The sequence below is a fragment of the Sphingobium sp. C100 genome (assembly GCF_000508185.1).
GTDB lineage: Bacteria > Pseudomonadota > Alphaproteobacteria > Sphingomonadales > Sphingomonadaceae > Sphingobium.
The window spans coordinates 13,929-29,196 of the sequence record NZ_AYOY01000172.1 but is presented as its reverse complement, the minus strand read 5'-3'; the positions used below and the strand labels follow the sequence as shown (position 1 = coordinate 29,196).

The 15,268-nt window shown below is 62.4% G+C and carries 9 protein-coding genes; 6 read left to right on the top strand and 3 right to left on the bottom strand.

Features of this window, described 5'->3' with window-relative positions:
- The 4 genes from C100_RS0125115 to C100_RS41500 all read left to right on the top strand — a co-directional run.
- Positions 1 to 633, top strand: a 633-nt coding sequence (locus C100_RS0125115; RefSeq protein WP_200866583.1) for a fibronectin type III-like domain-contianing protein, incomplete at its 5' end; no start/stop codon positions are given.
- Between the two features lie 364 nt (positions 634 to 997).
- Positions 998 to 3,070, top strand: a complete 2,073-nt coding sequence (locus C100_RS48395) for an AAA family ATPase (protein WP_152536507.1) — start codon at positions 998 to 1,000, stop codon at positions 3,068 to 3,070.
- A 474-nt stretch (positions 3,071 to 3,544) separates the two neighbouring features.
- Positions 3,545 to 5,416 (top strand): ABC-F family ATP-binding cassette domain-containing protein, encoded by a 1,872-nt coding sequence (locus tag C100_RS41505; RefSeq protein ID WP_024021019.1) that lies wholly within the window; start codon positions 3,545 to 3,547, stop codon positions 5,414 to 5,416.
- Between the two features lie 71 nt (positions 5,417 to 5,487).
- Positions 5,488 to 6,303 (top strand): universal stress protein, encoded by an 816-nt coding sequence (locus tag C100_RS41500; protein ID WP_024021018.1) that lies wholly within the window; start codon positions 5,488 to 5,490, stop codon positions 6,301 to 6,303.
- A 7-nt stretch (positions 6,304 to 6,310) separates the two neighbouring features.
- Here the strand turns inward: C100_RS41500 and C100_RS41495 are convergent, their stop codons facing one another.
- Together C100_RS41495 and C100_RS41490 are read right to left on the bottom strand one after the other, a co-directional pair.
- Positions 6,311 to 9,250 (bottom strand): CHAT domain-containing tetratricopeptide repeat protein, encoded by a 2,940-nt coding sequence (locus C100_RS41495; protein ID WP_024021017.1) that lies wholly within the window; start codon positions 9,248 to 9,250, stop codon positions 6,311 to 6,313.
- 89 nt (positions 9,251 to 9,339) lie between these two features.
- Positions 9,340 to 10,869 (bottom strand): cysteine--tRNA ligase, encoded by a 1,530-nt coding sequence (locus C100_RS41490; RefSeq protein ID WP_024021016.1) that lies wholly within the window; start codon positions 10,867 to 10,869, stop codon positions 9,340 to 9,342.
- A 466-nt stretch (positions 10,870 to 11,335) separates the two neighbouring features.
- Between C100_RS41490 and C100_RS41480 the strand changes: the two genes are divergently transcribed.
- Positions 11,336 to 12,046: a Bax inhibitor-1/YccA family protein gene (locus tag C100_RS41480; protein ID WP_024021014.1), complete on the top strand. Its 711-nt coding sequence runs from the start codon at positions 11,336 to 11,338 to the stop codon at positions 12,044 to 12,046.
- Positions 12,046 to 12,339, top strand: a complete 294-nt coding sequence (locus tag C100_RS41475; RefSeq protein WP_024021013.1) for a TFIIB-type zinc ribbon-containing protein — start codon at positions 12,046 to 12,048, stop codon at positions 12,337 to 12,339. The genes C100_RS41480 and C100_RS41475 overlap by 1 nt, the downstream gene beginning before the upstream one ends.
- Positions 12,340 to 12,373: 34 nt before the next feature.
- Here the strand turns inward: C100_RS41475 and polA are convergent, their stop codons facing one another.
- Positions 12,374 to 15,235: a DNA polymerase I gene (gene polA, locus C100_RS41470; RefSeq protein WP_024021012.1), complete on the bottom strand. Its 2,862-nt coding sequence runs from the start codon at positions 15,233 to 15,235 to the stop codon at positions 12,374 to 12,376.
- Between the last annotated feature and the right edge of the window lie 33 nt (positions 15,236 to 15,268).

The window sequence follows — 15,268 nt, the reverse complement described above, 5'->3', positions numbered from 1 at the left end:
GGCGGCGTGGCGAGCGCCAACGCCATCCTCGCCACCTGGTTTCTGGGCAGCGAGGCGGGCCACGCCATCGCCGACATCCTGCTGGGAAAGGTCGACCCCTCGGCCAAGCTCCCCGTCAGCTTTCCGTGGGAAAGCGGGCAGGAGCCTTTCTTCTACGATCGTAAATCGACCGGCCGCCCGGTGGTGGACAGCGGCACGACCGAATATAAGGCGCGCTACGCCACCACCGACAACAGCGCCCGTTTCCCCTTCGGCCACGGCCTCAGCTACACCGACTTCGCGCTCGACCGGCTGAAACTGTCCGACACCGCGCTGCGCTGGGACGCCGCCATCGAAGTGACCGCGCGCCTCACCAACCGGGGCGCGCGCCAGGGCAGCGAAGTCGTCCAGCTCTATATTCGCGACCGCGTCGCCACCCGCACCCGCCCGATCCGCGAGTTGAAGCGCATGGCGCGCGTCACCCTGTCACCGGGCGAAAGCAAGACCGTCCGTTTCTCCCTCTCCCGCACCGACCTGGAATTCGTGGGCGCACGAAACCAGCGCATCGCCGAACCGGGCGTCTTCGACCTGTGGGTCGGCCAGTCGAGCGTCGGCGGCCTGAACGCGCAGTTCACGCTATATGCGGAAGGGTAGGGGGAGGGCTGGAGTTGGATGGCTTGCCGCTTGCAAACACGCAATGGTCCAAATTCAAGCCATCCGGCTCTCAAGTCTGGTTGACCGATCAGCGCCATTCTCAGCCGCTTAACCAACTTAAGCTAAGCCCTAGAAGCTGCCATTCGTTCACCCGGTGTTGGGCGGCAATCAGATTCCCAGACCACTAGGCTTGATCGCCTATCGGTCTCAGGAGCGGTCCGTCTGATAATCCACCTATAGTCCTTGATGGGAAAGCTCTTGCTTCATAAACAAGACGGCGACAAGAAAGGCGTATAACCGACCTAAATAGGCTGTCGTTGCCTCCTTCGCAGGCGGGGACAGTGATCATAAGTGAGACGACGCATTGGGACGAATTCACGAAGAAGTTAGAAGCGGACATCTGTGCGCATATCCTGAAGAGATAGACTGGCTGAGCGCTTTTCAGAGTGCATTCGATATTACGTGGGCACATAGGCGGCGAGCCCATGGGTCTAATTACTCTGTTTATCTTATCAAACCTGAGCCTGCTACCGAAGAGACTTTTGGTGTCAATCGAGAGGTTTTGTTAGTCTACAGTCCCTACGAGAAGCTTGAGGCGAGAACCCTTCAGTCAATTGAGCAGTTTATAAACGACGATCCAGCGCGAGGGCGCGTCGACAGGCTTTTCACTATTCTTGTATCTGATGACACAGATGCTGCAACTTGGGTTTCTGAGTATACATCAACTAATGAAGCGAGGACAACAGTTGCTTTTAACGCTGCTGAGCTTTCAAGCGCAAAAAGCAATGCTTGGTTTGTAAGAAACAAAATAGCGTCACAGCTATTTTCTCGAAATCTCTTCGATTATCGCCTCCCATTGGAAAAGGATACTTACTTTTTTGGCCGGGATGCCCTCCTGCACTCCTTCATGGATTCTGTTAAGCGCGGCGAAAATAGAGGGCTATTCGGCCTAAGGAAAACTGGAAAAACGTCCTTCCTCTATAAGCTATCCAGAGACCTCTCAGACCTTGGAAATATCACTGTCTTATTTTATGACTGCAAAACTCCTTCCATCAGGAAACGAACCGCTAGCGAATTATTGCGGAAGATCACCGCTGATCTCGCGCACGAAATCGGTATTGCATGGCCACTTCCTTCAGATGACAGGTTTTTGTCTGAATCCCTTTCAGATTTGATCAAAAGAGCACGTTCAGAAATTAAGGTTGCTATCATTTTCGATGAAGTCGAGTATATTTCGTATTTCTCGAAAACCGATCAACATTGGGAAGATGATTATCTTGCATTTTGGCAAAGTATTTGGTCAGTTCAAAGTGAAACGCGACGGTTATCAGCGATACTTGCGGGCGTTAACCCGCAACTAGTAGAGACAGATAAGATTGCAGGTATACAAAATCCGCTTTTTGGTATTGTACCTTATGATTACTTGAGCGGGCTCTCTGTAGATGAAGTTCGAAGGATGCTAAGTGTTTTAGGCCGCAGGATGGGACTCAAATTTAATCCTGATGTTGCGGATGAGTTTAAAGAGGAATACGGGGGGCACCCTCTACTCTGCCGCTTGGCTGCAAGTTTCACATATAAGGTCATTCGCGATTCTGGCGTCGATCTTCCCGTCTCGATTTCGAAAGTGGACATCGGGATAGCCCGCAGTGAAAGAGACGCTAGTCTCGTATTTTATTGTGGCCATGTTATATCTGAGCTTCGCGACTTCTACCCTGATGAATATCAGGTATTTGAGCTATTAGCTGCAGGACGTATTGCCGATTATTTGGAATTCTCGTCCTTACCGGAGTTTCAAAGTCATCTTATTTCATACGGCTTGGTCAAGACCATCGACGGATTGCCCTCGGTGGCGATACAGGTGGTCGGCGCCCATGTTGCAATCGAAGCAGCTCGTCGCGATGGGCGAAAAACCATACAAATGCTTGTAGCACCTGCTAATCGAGAAAAGTGGCTGAAGGATCGTGTTGCGAATATAGATGGCGCCCTTGATGAGATGCATCGAATTGCGAAGGTTAGCTCCCTCCCTCCTATTTTTGGCCCCAATAAGTACCCCGAAAGTCATAGATTTATAAATTCTTCCGTCGTCAATTCGAAAGAAGATTTTCAGGCATTTGTTAATGTTTGCAATCGATGCTTCGTAGAGTCCGTGGAAAGCTACGGACTATCGATCGGGGAAAGGAATTATTTCTGGGGAGCTTTTAAAAACGCCTACCCAAATCTTCAAAAGTCTATGAATAGAATTAAGGTATATCGCCACAACGAGTTCCATCTTGAATTAAATGAAAATGTTGACGCAGTATATAGGAGCTACCTAAACCAAGATCTTGAGGGCCGAATTTTATCGGCCGTGGAAGACCCATGGTATACGTTGCAACAAGCTATTCTAGACTCGCTTTGGAACAGCGTGCAGGTTGAACTTAGTAGGTACGGGCAATAGTTACATTAATAACTTCACCTGCTGTGGCTGCGGATTGGTCCAGTGTTGTCCGCTTTCGTGATCCACTACCTGAAAGCTGCTAGTCGGCAAACGGCCAACTTCCCCCTGTCCTACATCCCCCGACCCATGGCATAATCCCCGCTGCTCTTTCCCACCGTCGGCCTCCCGCCCCCCGCGCCGCCTTTCGCGTCGGCGCGCGTCACTTTGCAAAAATTTTCCTATTGCGAAATCCACGCCACCCGTCTGCGCCCACGTTTTTGCGTTCGCCACAACGGTGTGAACTTCGCAACCCCGCGCCCATTTGTAAAATGGACCGTCCATGCCTTCACCACCCGGCGGCAGTCACCGCCGGTCCTTTTCAAATCGCCCCGCCCATAGTCACAGGTGCGGAGCCGTCAGCTTGGCGCCGCTAAAATGCGACAAGGAAAAAGAGGGCATTTTCGCCGGAGGTGAAATGCTCTAGGCCCCGCGGCCATGCTGAACCTCAATGCCATCACCGTGCGCCTGGGCGGCCGCACCATTCTCGACCGCGCCGCCGCCGCGTTGCCGCCGCGCAGCCGCGTGGGCCTCATCGGCCGCAACGGCGCGGGCAAGTCCACGCTGATGAAGGTGATGATCGGCCAGCTCGACCCGGATGAAGGGTCGTGCGACATGCCCCGCGACACCCGCCTTGGCTATATCGCGCAGGAAGCGCCGTCGGGCACCGCCACCCCCTTCGACACCGTGCTCGAAGCGGACAAGGAACGCGCCGAACTGATGGCGGAGGCGGAACATACCCAAGACCCCGATCGCCTCGGCCATATCTATGAGCGGCTGACCGCGATCGACGCCTATACCGCCCCGGCCCGCGCCGCCCGCATCCTCGTTGGCCTTGGCTTTGACGAGGAAATGCAGGGCCGCCCGCTCGACAGCTATTCGGGTGGCTGGAAAATGCGCGTGGCGCTCGCCGCGCTGCTCTTCTCCAATCCCGACCTTTTGCTGCTCGACGAACCCTCCAACCATCTCGACCTGGAAGCCACGCTCTGGCTGGAAAATTTCCTGAAAGCCTATCGCGGCACCGTGGTCGTCATCAGCCATGAACGCGACCTTTTGAACAATGTCGTCGACTATATCCTCCATCTGGAAGGGGGGAAGGTCACCCTCTATCCCGGCGGCTATGACGCCTTCGAACGGCAGCGCGCCGAACGGCTCGCCCAGCTCGAATCCGCCCGCGCCAAGCAGCAGGCGGAGCGGGAGAAGTTGCAGGATTATGTCGCCCGCAACTCGGCCCGCGCCTCGACCGCGAAACAGGCCCAATCCCGCGCCAAGGCGCTGGCCCGGATGCAGCCCATCGCCGCGGCCATCGAAGACCCGACCCTGCATTTCGGCTTTCCCAGTCCCGCCGAACTGCGCCCGCCGCTCATCACCATGGACATGGCGTCGGTCGGCTATGACGACACGCCGATCCTGCGCCGCGTCAACCTGCGCATCGACCCGGACGACCGGCTGGCGCTGCTCGGCCGCAACGGCAACGGCAAGACGACGCTGGCCCGCCTGATCGCCGCGCAACTCGCCCCGATGGAAGGGCAGATGCAAAGCTCGTCCAAGATGAATGTCGGCTATTTCACCCAATATCAGGTGGAGGAACTGGACGTCACCGACACGCCGCTGGAACATATGACCCGCGTCATGAAGGGCGCGACGCCGGGTGCGGTGCGGGCGCAACTCGGCCGCTTCGGCTTCTCCGGCGAGCGCGCGGTGCAAAAGGTCGGCAGCATGTCGGGCGGCGAACGGGCGCGGCTGGCGCTCGCCCTCATCACCCGCGACGCGCCGCACCTGCTGATCCTGGACGAACCGACCAACCATCTGGACGTCGACAGCCGCGAAGCGCTGGTCCAGGCATTGAACGACTATAGCGGCGCGGTGGTGATCGTCAGCCACGACCGCCACATGATCGAATTGGTCGCCGACCGCCTCGTCCTGGTCGACAATGGCACGGCCCAGCCCTTCGACGGCAGCCTCGACGACTATACCGACATCATCCTGCGCAAGGCGGACGGCAATGGATCGGGCGGCGGCGATGCGCCCAAGGTCGATCGCAAGGCGGAAAAGCGTAACGCGGCCGAATGGCGCGAAAAGCAGAAGGCCGCGAAAAACGCGGTCAGCCGCGCCGAAAAGGAAATGGCCGCGCTTGCAGCAGAGCGCAGCCGCATCGACCAGGCGCTGTTCGACCCCAAGTCCGCCAGCGGCGCGGAAGCGAAGATGACCAGCAGCGAACTCATGGTCAAACGCGCCGCCGTCGAAAAGAAGCTCGAAACCGCCGAGGAAGTCTGGATGGAAGCGAGCGCGGCGCTGGAGGCGCTGTAAAAAGCTGCGTGCGGCATCGAATTTCGCGCCGGATCATGCTATAAGGACTCCCTCCGGTCGGGAGACCTGCGATGAAAATGATCCTGCTCCATATCCATGACGATAGGGGCGCGGACGCCCGCCTTCAGGCGGCTTGCGACATCGCCCGCGCCTGCAACACCCATGTCCGCTGCGTCCAGGTGACGCCCATGCCCGGCCTGCTGGCCGCCGACATCTATGGCGGCGCGGGCTATGCGCCCTCGATCTCGGCCGAATTGCACGAGATCGACCAGGCCTTCCGCCAGCGGGTGGAAGCGCATCTGGAGCATGAGGATGTCGCCTGGGACTGGGTTCAGATGGACGGCGACAGCGTGGTCGGCCTGCTCGCCGCCGCGCATCTGGCGGACCTCATCGTCGCCAGCCTGCCTGAAAATGGTCGCGCGACCATGCAGGATCCGCTGCCGATCGTCGCCGATCTGGCGCTGGGCGGAAGCACGCCGGTTCTGGCCGTGCCGGCGACGGGCAAGGGCTTGGCCGTGACGGGCTGCGCGCTGGTCGCCTGGGACGGATCGGCGCAATCCTGCGCCGCCCTCCGCGCCGCCGTGCCGCTGCTGCGGCTGGCGCACAATGTGGAGATCATCACGGTCGAGGATGGCGGCGCGGGGGAATTTCCCGCGACCGGCGCGCCCGAATATCTTGCCAACCACGGTATCAAGGCCCGGCTGCACAACTGGTTGCGTGGCGACCATCCCGTAGAATGTTCGCTGCGCGAGGCGATAGATACACTCGGCGCGGACTGGATGGTGATGGGCGCCTTCGGCCACGGCCGCTGGCGGGAACGGATATTCGGCGGCGTCAGCCACGCCATGCTGCGCACGGCGCGTGTGCCCTTGCTGCTGGCCCATTAACCGGGGTTCAGCGGCCCACTAGGATGAAGGGCGCCCAGATATAGGGCTGCACGGCATCGGGCTGCTTGGAACGGATCAACTTCAGCATCGCCTTTTGCAGCGCAACCGCGCGGGGCAGGCCGCGATTGGCGCCTTTCACCGTCTCCAGCGTGACGAAGGCGCTCGCATCGTCGCGGACCGGCCAATGCGATACCAGCAGCGACCCAGCGCCCGCATAGCGGAAGGCCTGGGCCAGACCCGAATAGGCGGGTGCCTGCGCATTGTCGCCTGCCGCCGTGTTGCACGCGGACAATATCACCCAATCGGCGCCGATCCGCATGGTCGCCACTTCGGACGCCGTCAGCAGGCCATCGTCGCCCGCGTTGGCGGTTAGCGGCGGGGACAGCACCAGCGCGGGCTCTGTCACGCCCTCCATCTCGCCGCTCACCAACCCATGGGTGGCGAACAGGATCACCCCATAGCCCGACAGGTCACGCTCGCGCAGCGCGGTTTCGCTGGCCTCGGGGCCAGTCAGCAGCGTCGCCCGTTCGGCGCCGAAACGATCGGCCACGGCCTGAAGTTCAGCCAGGGATCCAGGCAGGGACGGCAGTTCGGCCAGCGCCTGTGCGTCGGCGCCGCCATTGCGAAAATAATGATTGGCCGCCAGCAGGCTGCTCCCGCCCCGCGACCGTATGGCCAGCGCGCTTTCGCCAAAGGCCTGCGGTGCGCCGATCCCCAGGAAACGCTGCTCGCGTGCCGCCATCTGTCGCCTGTTGCTGCTGTTCATCGCAAAGCTTGGTTGCACTTTCAGGGCAAAGCGGTGGATCAGCCAGGGCGTGTCACGTCTCGCCGTCGCCACCGGCCGCAGCGGCAACATGGCGAAGGGCAGCGAGGCGAAGGCGCCGGTCGGCACGATCCGCAATGACCGTGCCTTTTCCAGTGTGGCGTTGATAGCCGGGGTGAAAATCTGCTGGTAGAGCTGGTGCGCTGCCGGCCCATCGAAGCCGCTGGGCGTCAGGGACGCGCGCAGCCGCCCGACCAGCGCCACAAGGTCCGCACGATCCTGCCCCGCCCGTTCGATGCGGATGTCCATCCCGCTGATCGCCAGCAGATAGACGCCACTGAAGGCGGGCATCACCGCCAGCAGCGCTTCGTCCTTGCCCAGCCCGGCGCGCACCGTTGCGAGGTCAGGTTGCGCCGTTCCCCGCGCTTCGACCCAACGAGGATAATCGCGGGCGATGGCGGTCTGCTCCGCCTCCATCTGCGCCGCCACGGCGGCGCGTGCTGCGCGTGCTCCGGCGACGCCGCTATCGGTGGCGAGCGCCTTGAGCAGCAGCCTGTCCGCAGCTTCCAATGCCTTGCCCCGGTCCTGCAAGGCGCGCACCCGCGTCGCGAGTGCGGGATCTTCGACCAGCCGCTGGGCCACCAGCCGGTTCGCCTGGGCAATGCGCGATCCGGCAAGTATGGCCATGGCGTCGAGCGCCAGCGCACCGTCCTGCGTCTGCGCCGCGACCGCCAGCACCATGTCCAGTGCGACGCGCTGCTCCTCGTTCAACTCGCCATCGTTGTTCATCGTCGCGCCGTCGCGCAGCACAGCGACCAGCCGTCGCGCGGCTTCGCGCAGCGCCGCCCGGTCGTCCCCGGTCCAGGCGACCAGCATCGCAGCCTGCGCCAATGGAAAGGCCGGCGCATTGTCGAGCTGCGCCGTTTCGGCGGCGAAGGCGGCGGCTGCGCTCCTGGCATCGTCCGTCCGACCCGTTTCGATCAACGCCGGGATCAGATAGGGATAGGCGCGCTGGCCGATGTCCATGTCCTTGTCCGATCCGGCGCGCACGCGTCCCAACGCCGCCTTGAGCCGTTCGATGGCGTCCGAACGATGCCCCAGCGCCAGGCTCGCCGCACCGGCGAAGGCCAGGGCGCGCGCGGATTGCGGGCTGTTTTCTCCCTCGATTTCGCGAAAGCCGCGCTCTGCCTCCATGAACAGAGGCTCCGCATCGGCATAGCGTTCCAGCGGCAACAGCACCGTACCCAGATTTTGCAGGCCGAACTGGAAATACAGACTGTCGGTCCCCACCGTCTCCCGCTTGATGGCGATGGCGCGCTGGAGATAGCTGAGGCTTTCCACGCGCCGCCCCGTGCGCGAGAGCAGCAGGCCGAGCGCCTCCAGCGCGCGGGCATAGCTGGGATGCTTGCGATCGACATGATCCGTCGCGATGTCCACCGCCATGCGCGCATAGATTTCCGCTTCTGCATCATGGTCGGCGCGCTGGAGCATTTGCGCATAGGTAAAATAGGCGCCGATCGCGTCCGGGCTGTTTGGACCTACCGCCGCGATCCGCGCGTCCATGCTGGCCTTTTGCGCTGTCACCGCCTCGGCATTGCGACCCAGCCGGGTGAGCGCCTGGGCGTGGGTGAAGGCGATGTTGGAGCGGAGCATATGGACGTCGGTGTCGATCCGGTCCGCCGGGGCGCGGGCGATGAAGCCGTCCATATAGCGGCTCGCCAGCGCCAGCGTGTCCGCGCCGCCGGGCACGTTGCCCAGCGCGATCTGCACATAGCCCTTGATCGACAGGCCCTGCATCCAGGCGATCGGATAGGCGTCATGGAACGGCTCGATCAGCGCCAGGCCCTCGCTCGAGCGGGTGAGCGCGTCCGGGTTCCTGCCGTCGATCTGGTCCATGGAAGACAGGTTGATCAACGCCACGCCCGCCAGCGGATGGGGTCGGCCTGCGACTTTTTGCTTCATCGCCGCGTCGTGCAGCCGCGCCCATGCATCGCGCGTCTGTTGGGACATGGACAATGCATAATCGTCATTGTTGAACAGGGCGGACGCCGCGCGTTCCAGCCGGTACAGGCCGGCGTGACGCGGGTCGCTGGTCGAAAAAGACGCGGGCGGCGTGGCGGCAATGGTGGGCGCTGGAGATGCCAGCGCCAGAAGCACGGCCGAACAGCGCGTGGAAAGCTTCATGACAGCACCCCCGCTTCATCGAATCGACCCAAATGCCTCTTGGGTCGCGCACCACCTGACGTCAAGGGCGTGCGGGAGCGTAACGATCCTCAGCCCAACGCCGCACGCCAGTCCCAGCGCAGCGGATCGCCATCCATCACCTCGACCCCGCGAGCGATCAGAGCGTCGCGTATTTCGTCCGACAGGGCGAAATTCTTGTCCGCGCGCGCGGCGGTCCGGCGCGTCAGTTCGGCCTCGATCTCCTCCGGCGTGATCCGGGCGTCCTTTGGCCGGACACGCAGGTCGGCGCGGGTCAGGGTCAGCAGGTTCAGCCCCAGCGCCTGGTCGAACGCGGCGATCAGGCACAGCTTTTCGTCCACCGGCACCTTCTTGACGCCGATCGCCTCCTCCAGCAGCGGCAGCGCGCGCGGGGTCATGAGGTCGTCGGCGATGGCGGCGTCGAATTGTTCGAGCAGCGGCGTCAGTTTCGGATGCAGGTTGGCGCGCAGATAGTCGAGGCGGGGCGATTGCCAGGTCACGCCCTCGGCGCGCGCCTTCAGGCCCTCCACGCCCATCACGAGCCGCTTCAGGCGCGTGAGCGCCGCCGCCACGCCTTCGGCGCTGAATTCCAGTTCGCTGCGATAATGGGCGCCAAGGCAGAGCAGGCGGTAGGCGAGGGGGTGAACGCCCGCGTCGATCAGGCTGAAGAGGGTGGTGAAGCCGCCCTTCGACTTGCTCATCTTCCCCTGCCGGTCGACCAGGAAATTATTGTGCATCCACCAGCGCGCGCCGGTGAAGCCCGCTGCCGCCGCGCCCGGTTCGCCGCAGCAGCTATGGAAAGCCTGGTTCTGGGCGATCTCGTTGGGATGATGGATTTCGCGATGGTCGATGCCGCCGGTATGAATGTCGAACGGCTGGCCGAGACGGGCCTGCGACATCACCGAACATTCCAGATGCCAGCCTGGGGCGCCCTTGCCCCAGGGGCTGTCCCATTCCATCTGGCGCTGTTCGCCGGGCGGGGATTTGCGCCAGATCGCGAAGTCGCTGGGGTTGCGCTTGCCGGCCACCGGGTCGATCCGGGCCATCTCTGCTTTATGAGGGGCCGCATCATCGCGCCCACCGGCCAGCGCGCCATAGTCCGGCACCGTGCTGCTGTCGAAATAGAGGCCGCTGTCCAGTTCATAGCAATGATCCGGCGCAATTTTCGACGCGAAGTCGATCATTTGCGGCACATAGTCGGTTGCGACCGTCCATTCGCTGGGCGCGATGATGTTAAGGTCGGCGATGTTCGACTTGAACGCATCGGTATAATGGGCCGCAATGTCCCAGATGCTTTTCGCGCTGGCCCGCGCGGCGGCTTCCATCTTGTCGTCGCCCGCGTCGGCGTCGCTGGTGAGATGGCCGACATCGGTGATGTTGATGATGTGGGTGACGTTCAACCCCTTCCACAACAAGGCCCGGCGCAGCGTGTCGGTGAAGACATAGGCGCGTAAGTTTCCGATATGGGCGTAGTTGTAGACGGTCGGGCCGCAGCTATAGACCCGCGCATGATGATCCTCGATCGGCGCGAACGGTTCGATCGTGCGGGTCAGGCTGTTGAACAGGCGCAGCGGCGCGGGAATATGCTGATCGTCGGACATGGCGGCAAGCCATGTCGCGAAGCGGCGCGCCGGTCAACTGCAAGCCCGGCGGAACTTCCCGAACTTCGCGCATATGACATATGGCGAAAATTTCGTCGCAACAGGCGCGGGGCCGCGCAATTGCTGGGCTGACGATGCGAAAGAGCCGGGACATGCCCGTTACCACGGCGCGGTCATGTAGGACAGGCTTTCAAACCGCGTGACGCCGCGCCGGAGGGCGCGGCGTCAATTGTAATAAAATGTTTCAGGCGTGCCCGTCCCTTGCGCCGGGCCAATCCCCAACCGATATGACGGTTGCGGGCCGGGCCCCTCTGGCGATGTGGATGATCCCCTGATCCATGTCGCGATGTCGGACCGCATCGGGTGTGCCCGGTGCAGGTTTTGCGGCGATTTGCCCCCTCTCGTTGCCGCAGGAGACCGCGCCGGGCCACTCGAACCAAATTTTTGGATGGAGTGTCTGATACCCATGAATAATCTCGTTCGCATGTCAGGCTTTGGCGCCAGCCGCTCGGTCGACACCGATGCCGGCCTGCGCGCGCATATGCTGGGCGTCTTCCGCAATATGGGCCTGGGCCTGGTCATTACCGGGCTGGTCGCCGCGCTGGTCGGCAACACGCCCGCGCTGGCCGCCGCCATCTATGGCACGCCGCTCAAATGGGTGGCGATCTTCGCGCCGCTGGCCTTCGTCTTTTTCTTCAGCTTCCGTATCGAGAAGATGACGACATCGGGCGCGCGCATGGCGTTCTACGCCTTCGCCGCCGTGATGGGCGTGTCGTTAGGCAGCATCTTTCTGGTCTTCACCGGCGCCAGCATCGCCCAGGCCTTTTTCTCGGCCGCGGTCATGTTCCTCGCCATGGCGTTGTGGGGCTATACCACCCAGCGCGACCTGACGAAGATGGGCAGCTTCCTCATCATGGGCCTGATCGGCATTATCGTCGCCAGCCTCATCAACCTGTTCATCGGCTCTTCGGCGATGGCGATGGTCATTTCGATCATCGGCGTGGTGGTCTTTACCGGCCTCACCGCCTGGGATGTGCAGCGCATCAAGTCGGAATATTTCTATTATGCCGGCCATGAAGTGGCGCAGAAGATGCAGGTCATGGGCGCGCTGTCGCTGTACCTGAACTTCGTCAACCTGTTCCAGATGCTGCTCAGCCTGACGGGCGAGCGGGAGTAATGCGCGATCCCGTTCAGGTGTCGGCGATGCTCTGCCCGGTCTGTCATGTCGGATTGGCGATGACGGACCGGCAGGGGGTCGAGATTGATTATTGCCCGCAATGCCGAGGGGTTTGGCTGGATCGGGGCGAACTGGACAAGATCATCGAACGATCGGCGCAGGTGAATGCGCCTGCCCCGCAGCCCTCGCCCTTTGGGCAGGCAAGCTACCGCCCGGACCGCGACTATCGCGATGACGAGCGCCACTATCAGAAGAAACGCAAGAAAAGCTTTCTGGAAGAGTTGTTCGATTGAAAAAGGCCGGTCCGGCGAGGACCGGCCTTTTTCGTCAATGCGCCGCGCCCCAGCTTGGGCCGGTGCCGATTTCCACGCCCAGCGGGACGGAGAGCTTCACGATGGGTTCGGCCGCGCTTTCCATCACCCGCCGGATGACCGCACTGGCCGCGTCCACATCGCCTTGCGGCAGTTCGAACACCAGTTCGTCATGCACCTGGAGCAGCATCTTCACGCCGCCCAGGCCCGCGGCCTCCAGCGCCGGACCCATGCGCGCCATCGCCCGCTTGATGATGTCGGCGCTGGTGCCCTGGATCGGGGCATTGATCGCGGCGCGCTCGGCGCCCTGCCGTTCATGCTGGACCGATGCCTTGATGCGCGGGAACCAGGTTTTCCGGCCGAACAGCGTTTCGGTATAGCCACGGTCGCGCGCCTTCTCGATCGTCTCGTTGATATAGATGCTGATGCCCGGAAAGCGCTCATAATAGCGGCTGATCATGTCCTGCGCCTCGTCCGCGCTGATTTCCAGCCGCCCCGCCAGCCCCCAGCGGGAAATGCCGTAGAGGATCGCGAAGTTGATCGTCTTGGCGCGGCCGCGCGTGTCCCGATTGACCTCGCCGAACAGCTGCATCGCGGTGGCGGCGTGAATATCCTCGCCGGCTGCGAACGCCTCCTTGAGCGCGGGCACGTCGGCCATGTGCGCGGCGAGGCGCAGTTCGATCTGGCTATAGTCCGCCGCCAGGATGACATTGCCCGGCTCCGCGACGAAGGCGTGGCGGATTTGCCGCCCCACCTCGGTGCGGATGGGGATGTTCTGGAGATTGGGGTCGGTGGAGGACAGGCGGCCGGTCTGCGCGCCGGTCAGCGAATAGCTGGTGTGGACGCGGCCGGTATCCTTGTTGATCTGCGCCTGCAAAGCGTCGGTATAGGTCGACTTGAGCTTGGAGAGTTGCCGCCAGTCGAGGATTTTCGCCGCGATCGGCGCGCCCTGCGCCTTCAATTGTTCGAGGATGGTGACGTCGGTCGAATAGGCGCCCGACTTGCCCTTCTTGCCACCCTTATAGCCCATTTTGTCGAACAGGATCGCGCCCAGTTGCTGGGTCGAGCCGATGGCGAAGGGCTGGCCGGCGATTTCGTGGATTTCCGTCTCCAGCGCGGCGATGCCGGCGGTGAATTCGGCCGACAGGCGCGAGAGCGCCTCGCGATCGACCTTGATGCCGCGATGCTCCATCTGCGCAATGACGCCGACCAGCGGCCGATCGACCAGTTCATAGACGCGGTTGGCGCCTTCATTGGCGACGCGGGTCTTGAACCGCTTCCACAGGCGCAGCGTCACATCGGCATCCTCGGCCGCATATTCGGTGGCGCGGTCCAGCGGCACTTCGGCGAAGCTGATCTGGCTCTTGCCGGTGCCGACAACCTGCTTGAAGCTGATGCACTCATGATCGAGATGCACGCGCGCCGCCTCATCCATGCCATGGCCGGCGAGCGACTGCCCGGCGTCGAGGTCGAAGCTCATGACGATGGTGTCGTCATAGGGCGCAACCTCAATCCCGTGGCGGCGCAGGACGGTGAGGTCATATTTGAGATTCTGCCCGATCTTGAGGACGGCGTCATCCTCCAGCAGGGGCTTGAGTTTCGCGAGCACCAGCGCCTTGTCGAGTTGCTGGGGCCGCTCGGCGAACATGTCGGTTCCGCCATGGCCGACCGGGATGTAGCAGGCCGCGTTCGGCCCCACCGCCAGGCTGATGCCGACCAGCGCGCAGGAGACGCAATCGAGCATGTCGGTTTCGGTATCCACCGCCACCAGCCCTTCGGCATGAGCGGCGGCGATCCAGCGGTCCAGCGCGTCCTGCGTCACGACCGTTTCGTAAAGGCTCCGGTCGATCGCCGGTTCATCCGCATGGGCGGGCGGGGCGGGGGGCGCGCTATCGGTCGCGGCCGCAGCGGTCGCCGCCACGGCGACGGCCGCCGCCGGGGTGCCGAGGCGATTCAGCAAAGTCTTGAAACCATGGTGCGACAGGAAGGCGTGCAGCGGTTCGGACGGGATGCCCTTGAGCGTCAGATCCTCCAGCGGCTCGAAACCATGGTGCGACAGGAAGGCGTGCAGCGGTTCGGACGGGATGCCCTTGAGCGTCAGATCCTCCAGCGGCTCGGGCAGGTCCATCGTCTCGTGCAGCGCCACCAGCCGCCGCGACAGCCGCGCCATGTCGGCATGGGCGATCAGATTTTCCTGCATCTTCGATTTCTTCATCGAAGGGGCGGCCTCCAGCGCAGCCTCCAGCCCGCCATATTCGGTGATGAGCTTGGCCGCCGTCTTCGGCCCGATACCTGGAATCCCCGGCACATTGTCGACGCTGTCGCCCATCAGCGCCAGCACGTCGCCCAGTTGTTCGGGCTGGACGCCGAACTTGGCCATGACATAGTCCGCGCCGCGCCGTTCATTCTTCATCGTGTCATACATGTCGACGCCGGGCTGGATCAGCTGCATCAGATCCTTGTCGCTGCTGACGATGGTGACATGCCAGCCCGCCGCGACCGCCGCCCTGGTATAGCTGGCGATGATGTCGTCGGCTTCGAACCCCTCTTCCTCGATACAGGGGAGGGAGAAGGCGCGGGTCGCATCGCGGATCATCGGGAATTGCGGCACCAGATCCTCCGGCGCGGGCGGGCGGTTCGCCTTATACTGGTCGTACATGTCGTTGCGGAAGGTATGCGACCCCTTGTCCAGAATCACCGCCAGATGGGTCGGCCCCTCCGCGCTGCCCAGCTCGTTCGCCAGCTTCCACAACATGGTCGTATAGCCATAGACCGCGCCCACCGGCTGGCCATGCTGGTTGGTGAGCGGGGGAAGCTGATGATAGGCGCGGAAGATATAGCCCGAGCCGTCGACGAGATAGAGGTGATTCTGGGTCATGGGGGGAGGGGATAGCCGGGATTGACCGTCCCC

Excerpts from the sequence above, each read along its gene's own strand:
- C100_RS41505 (WP_024021019.1), top strand. The coding sequence starts at position 3,545 with ATGCTGAACCTCAATGCCATCACCGTGCGCCTGGGCGGCCGCACCATT.
- C100_RS41500 (WP_024021018.1), top strand. The coding sequence starts at position 5,488 with ATGAAAATGATCCTGCTCCATATCCATGACGATAGGGGCGCGGACGCC.
- C100_RS41495 (WP_024021017.1), bottom strand. The coding sequence starts at position 9,250 with ATGAAGCTTTCCACGCGCTGTTCGGCCGTGCTTCTGGCGCTGGCATCT.
- C100_RS41490 (WP_024021016.1), bottom strand. The coding sequence starts at position 10,869 with ATGTCCGACGATCAGCATATTCCCGCGCCGCTGCGCCTGTTCAACAGC.
- C100_RS41480 (WP_024021014.1), top strand. The coding sequence starts at position 11,336 with ATGAATAATCTCGTTCGCATGTCAGGCTTTGGCGCCAGCCGCTCGGTC.
- C100_RS41475 (WP_024021013.1), top strand. The coding sequence starts at position 12,046 with ATGCGCGATCCCGTTCAGGTGTCGGCGATGCTCTGCCCGGTCTGTCAT.
- polA (WP_024021012.1), bottom strand. The coding sequence starts at position 15,235 with ATGACCCAGAATCACCTCTATCTCGTCGACGGCTCGGGCTATATCTTC.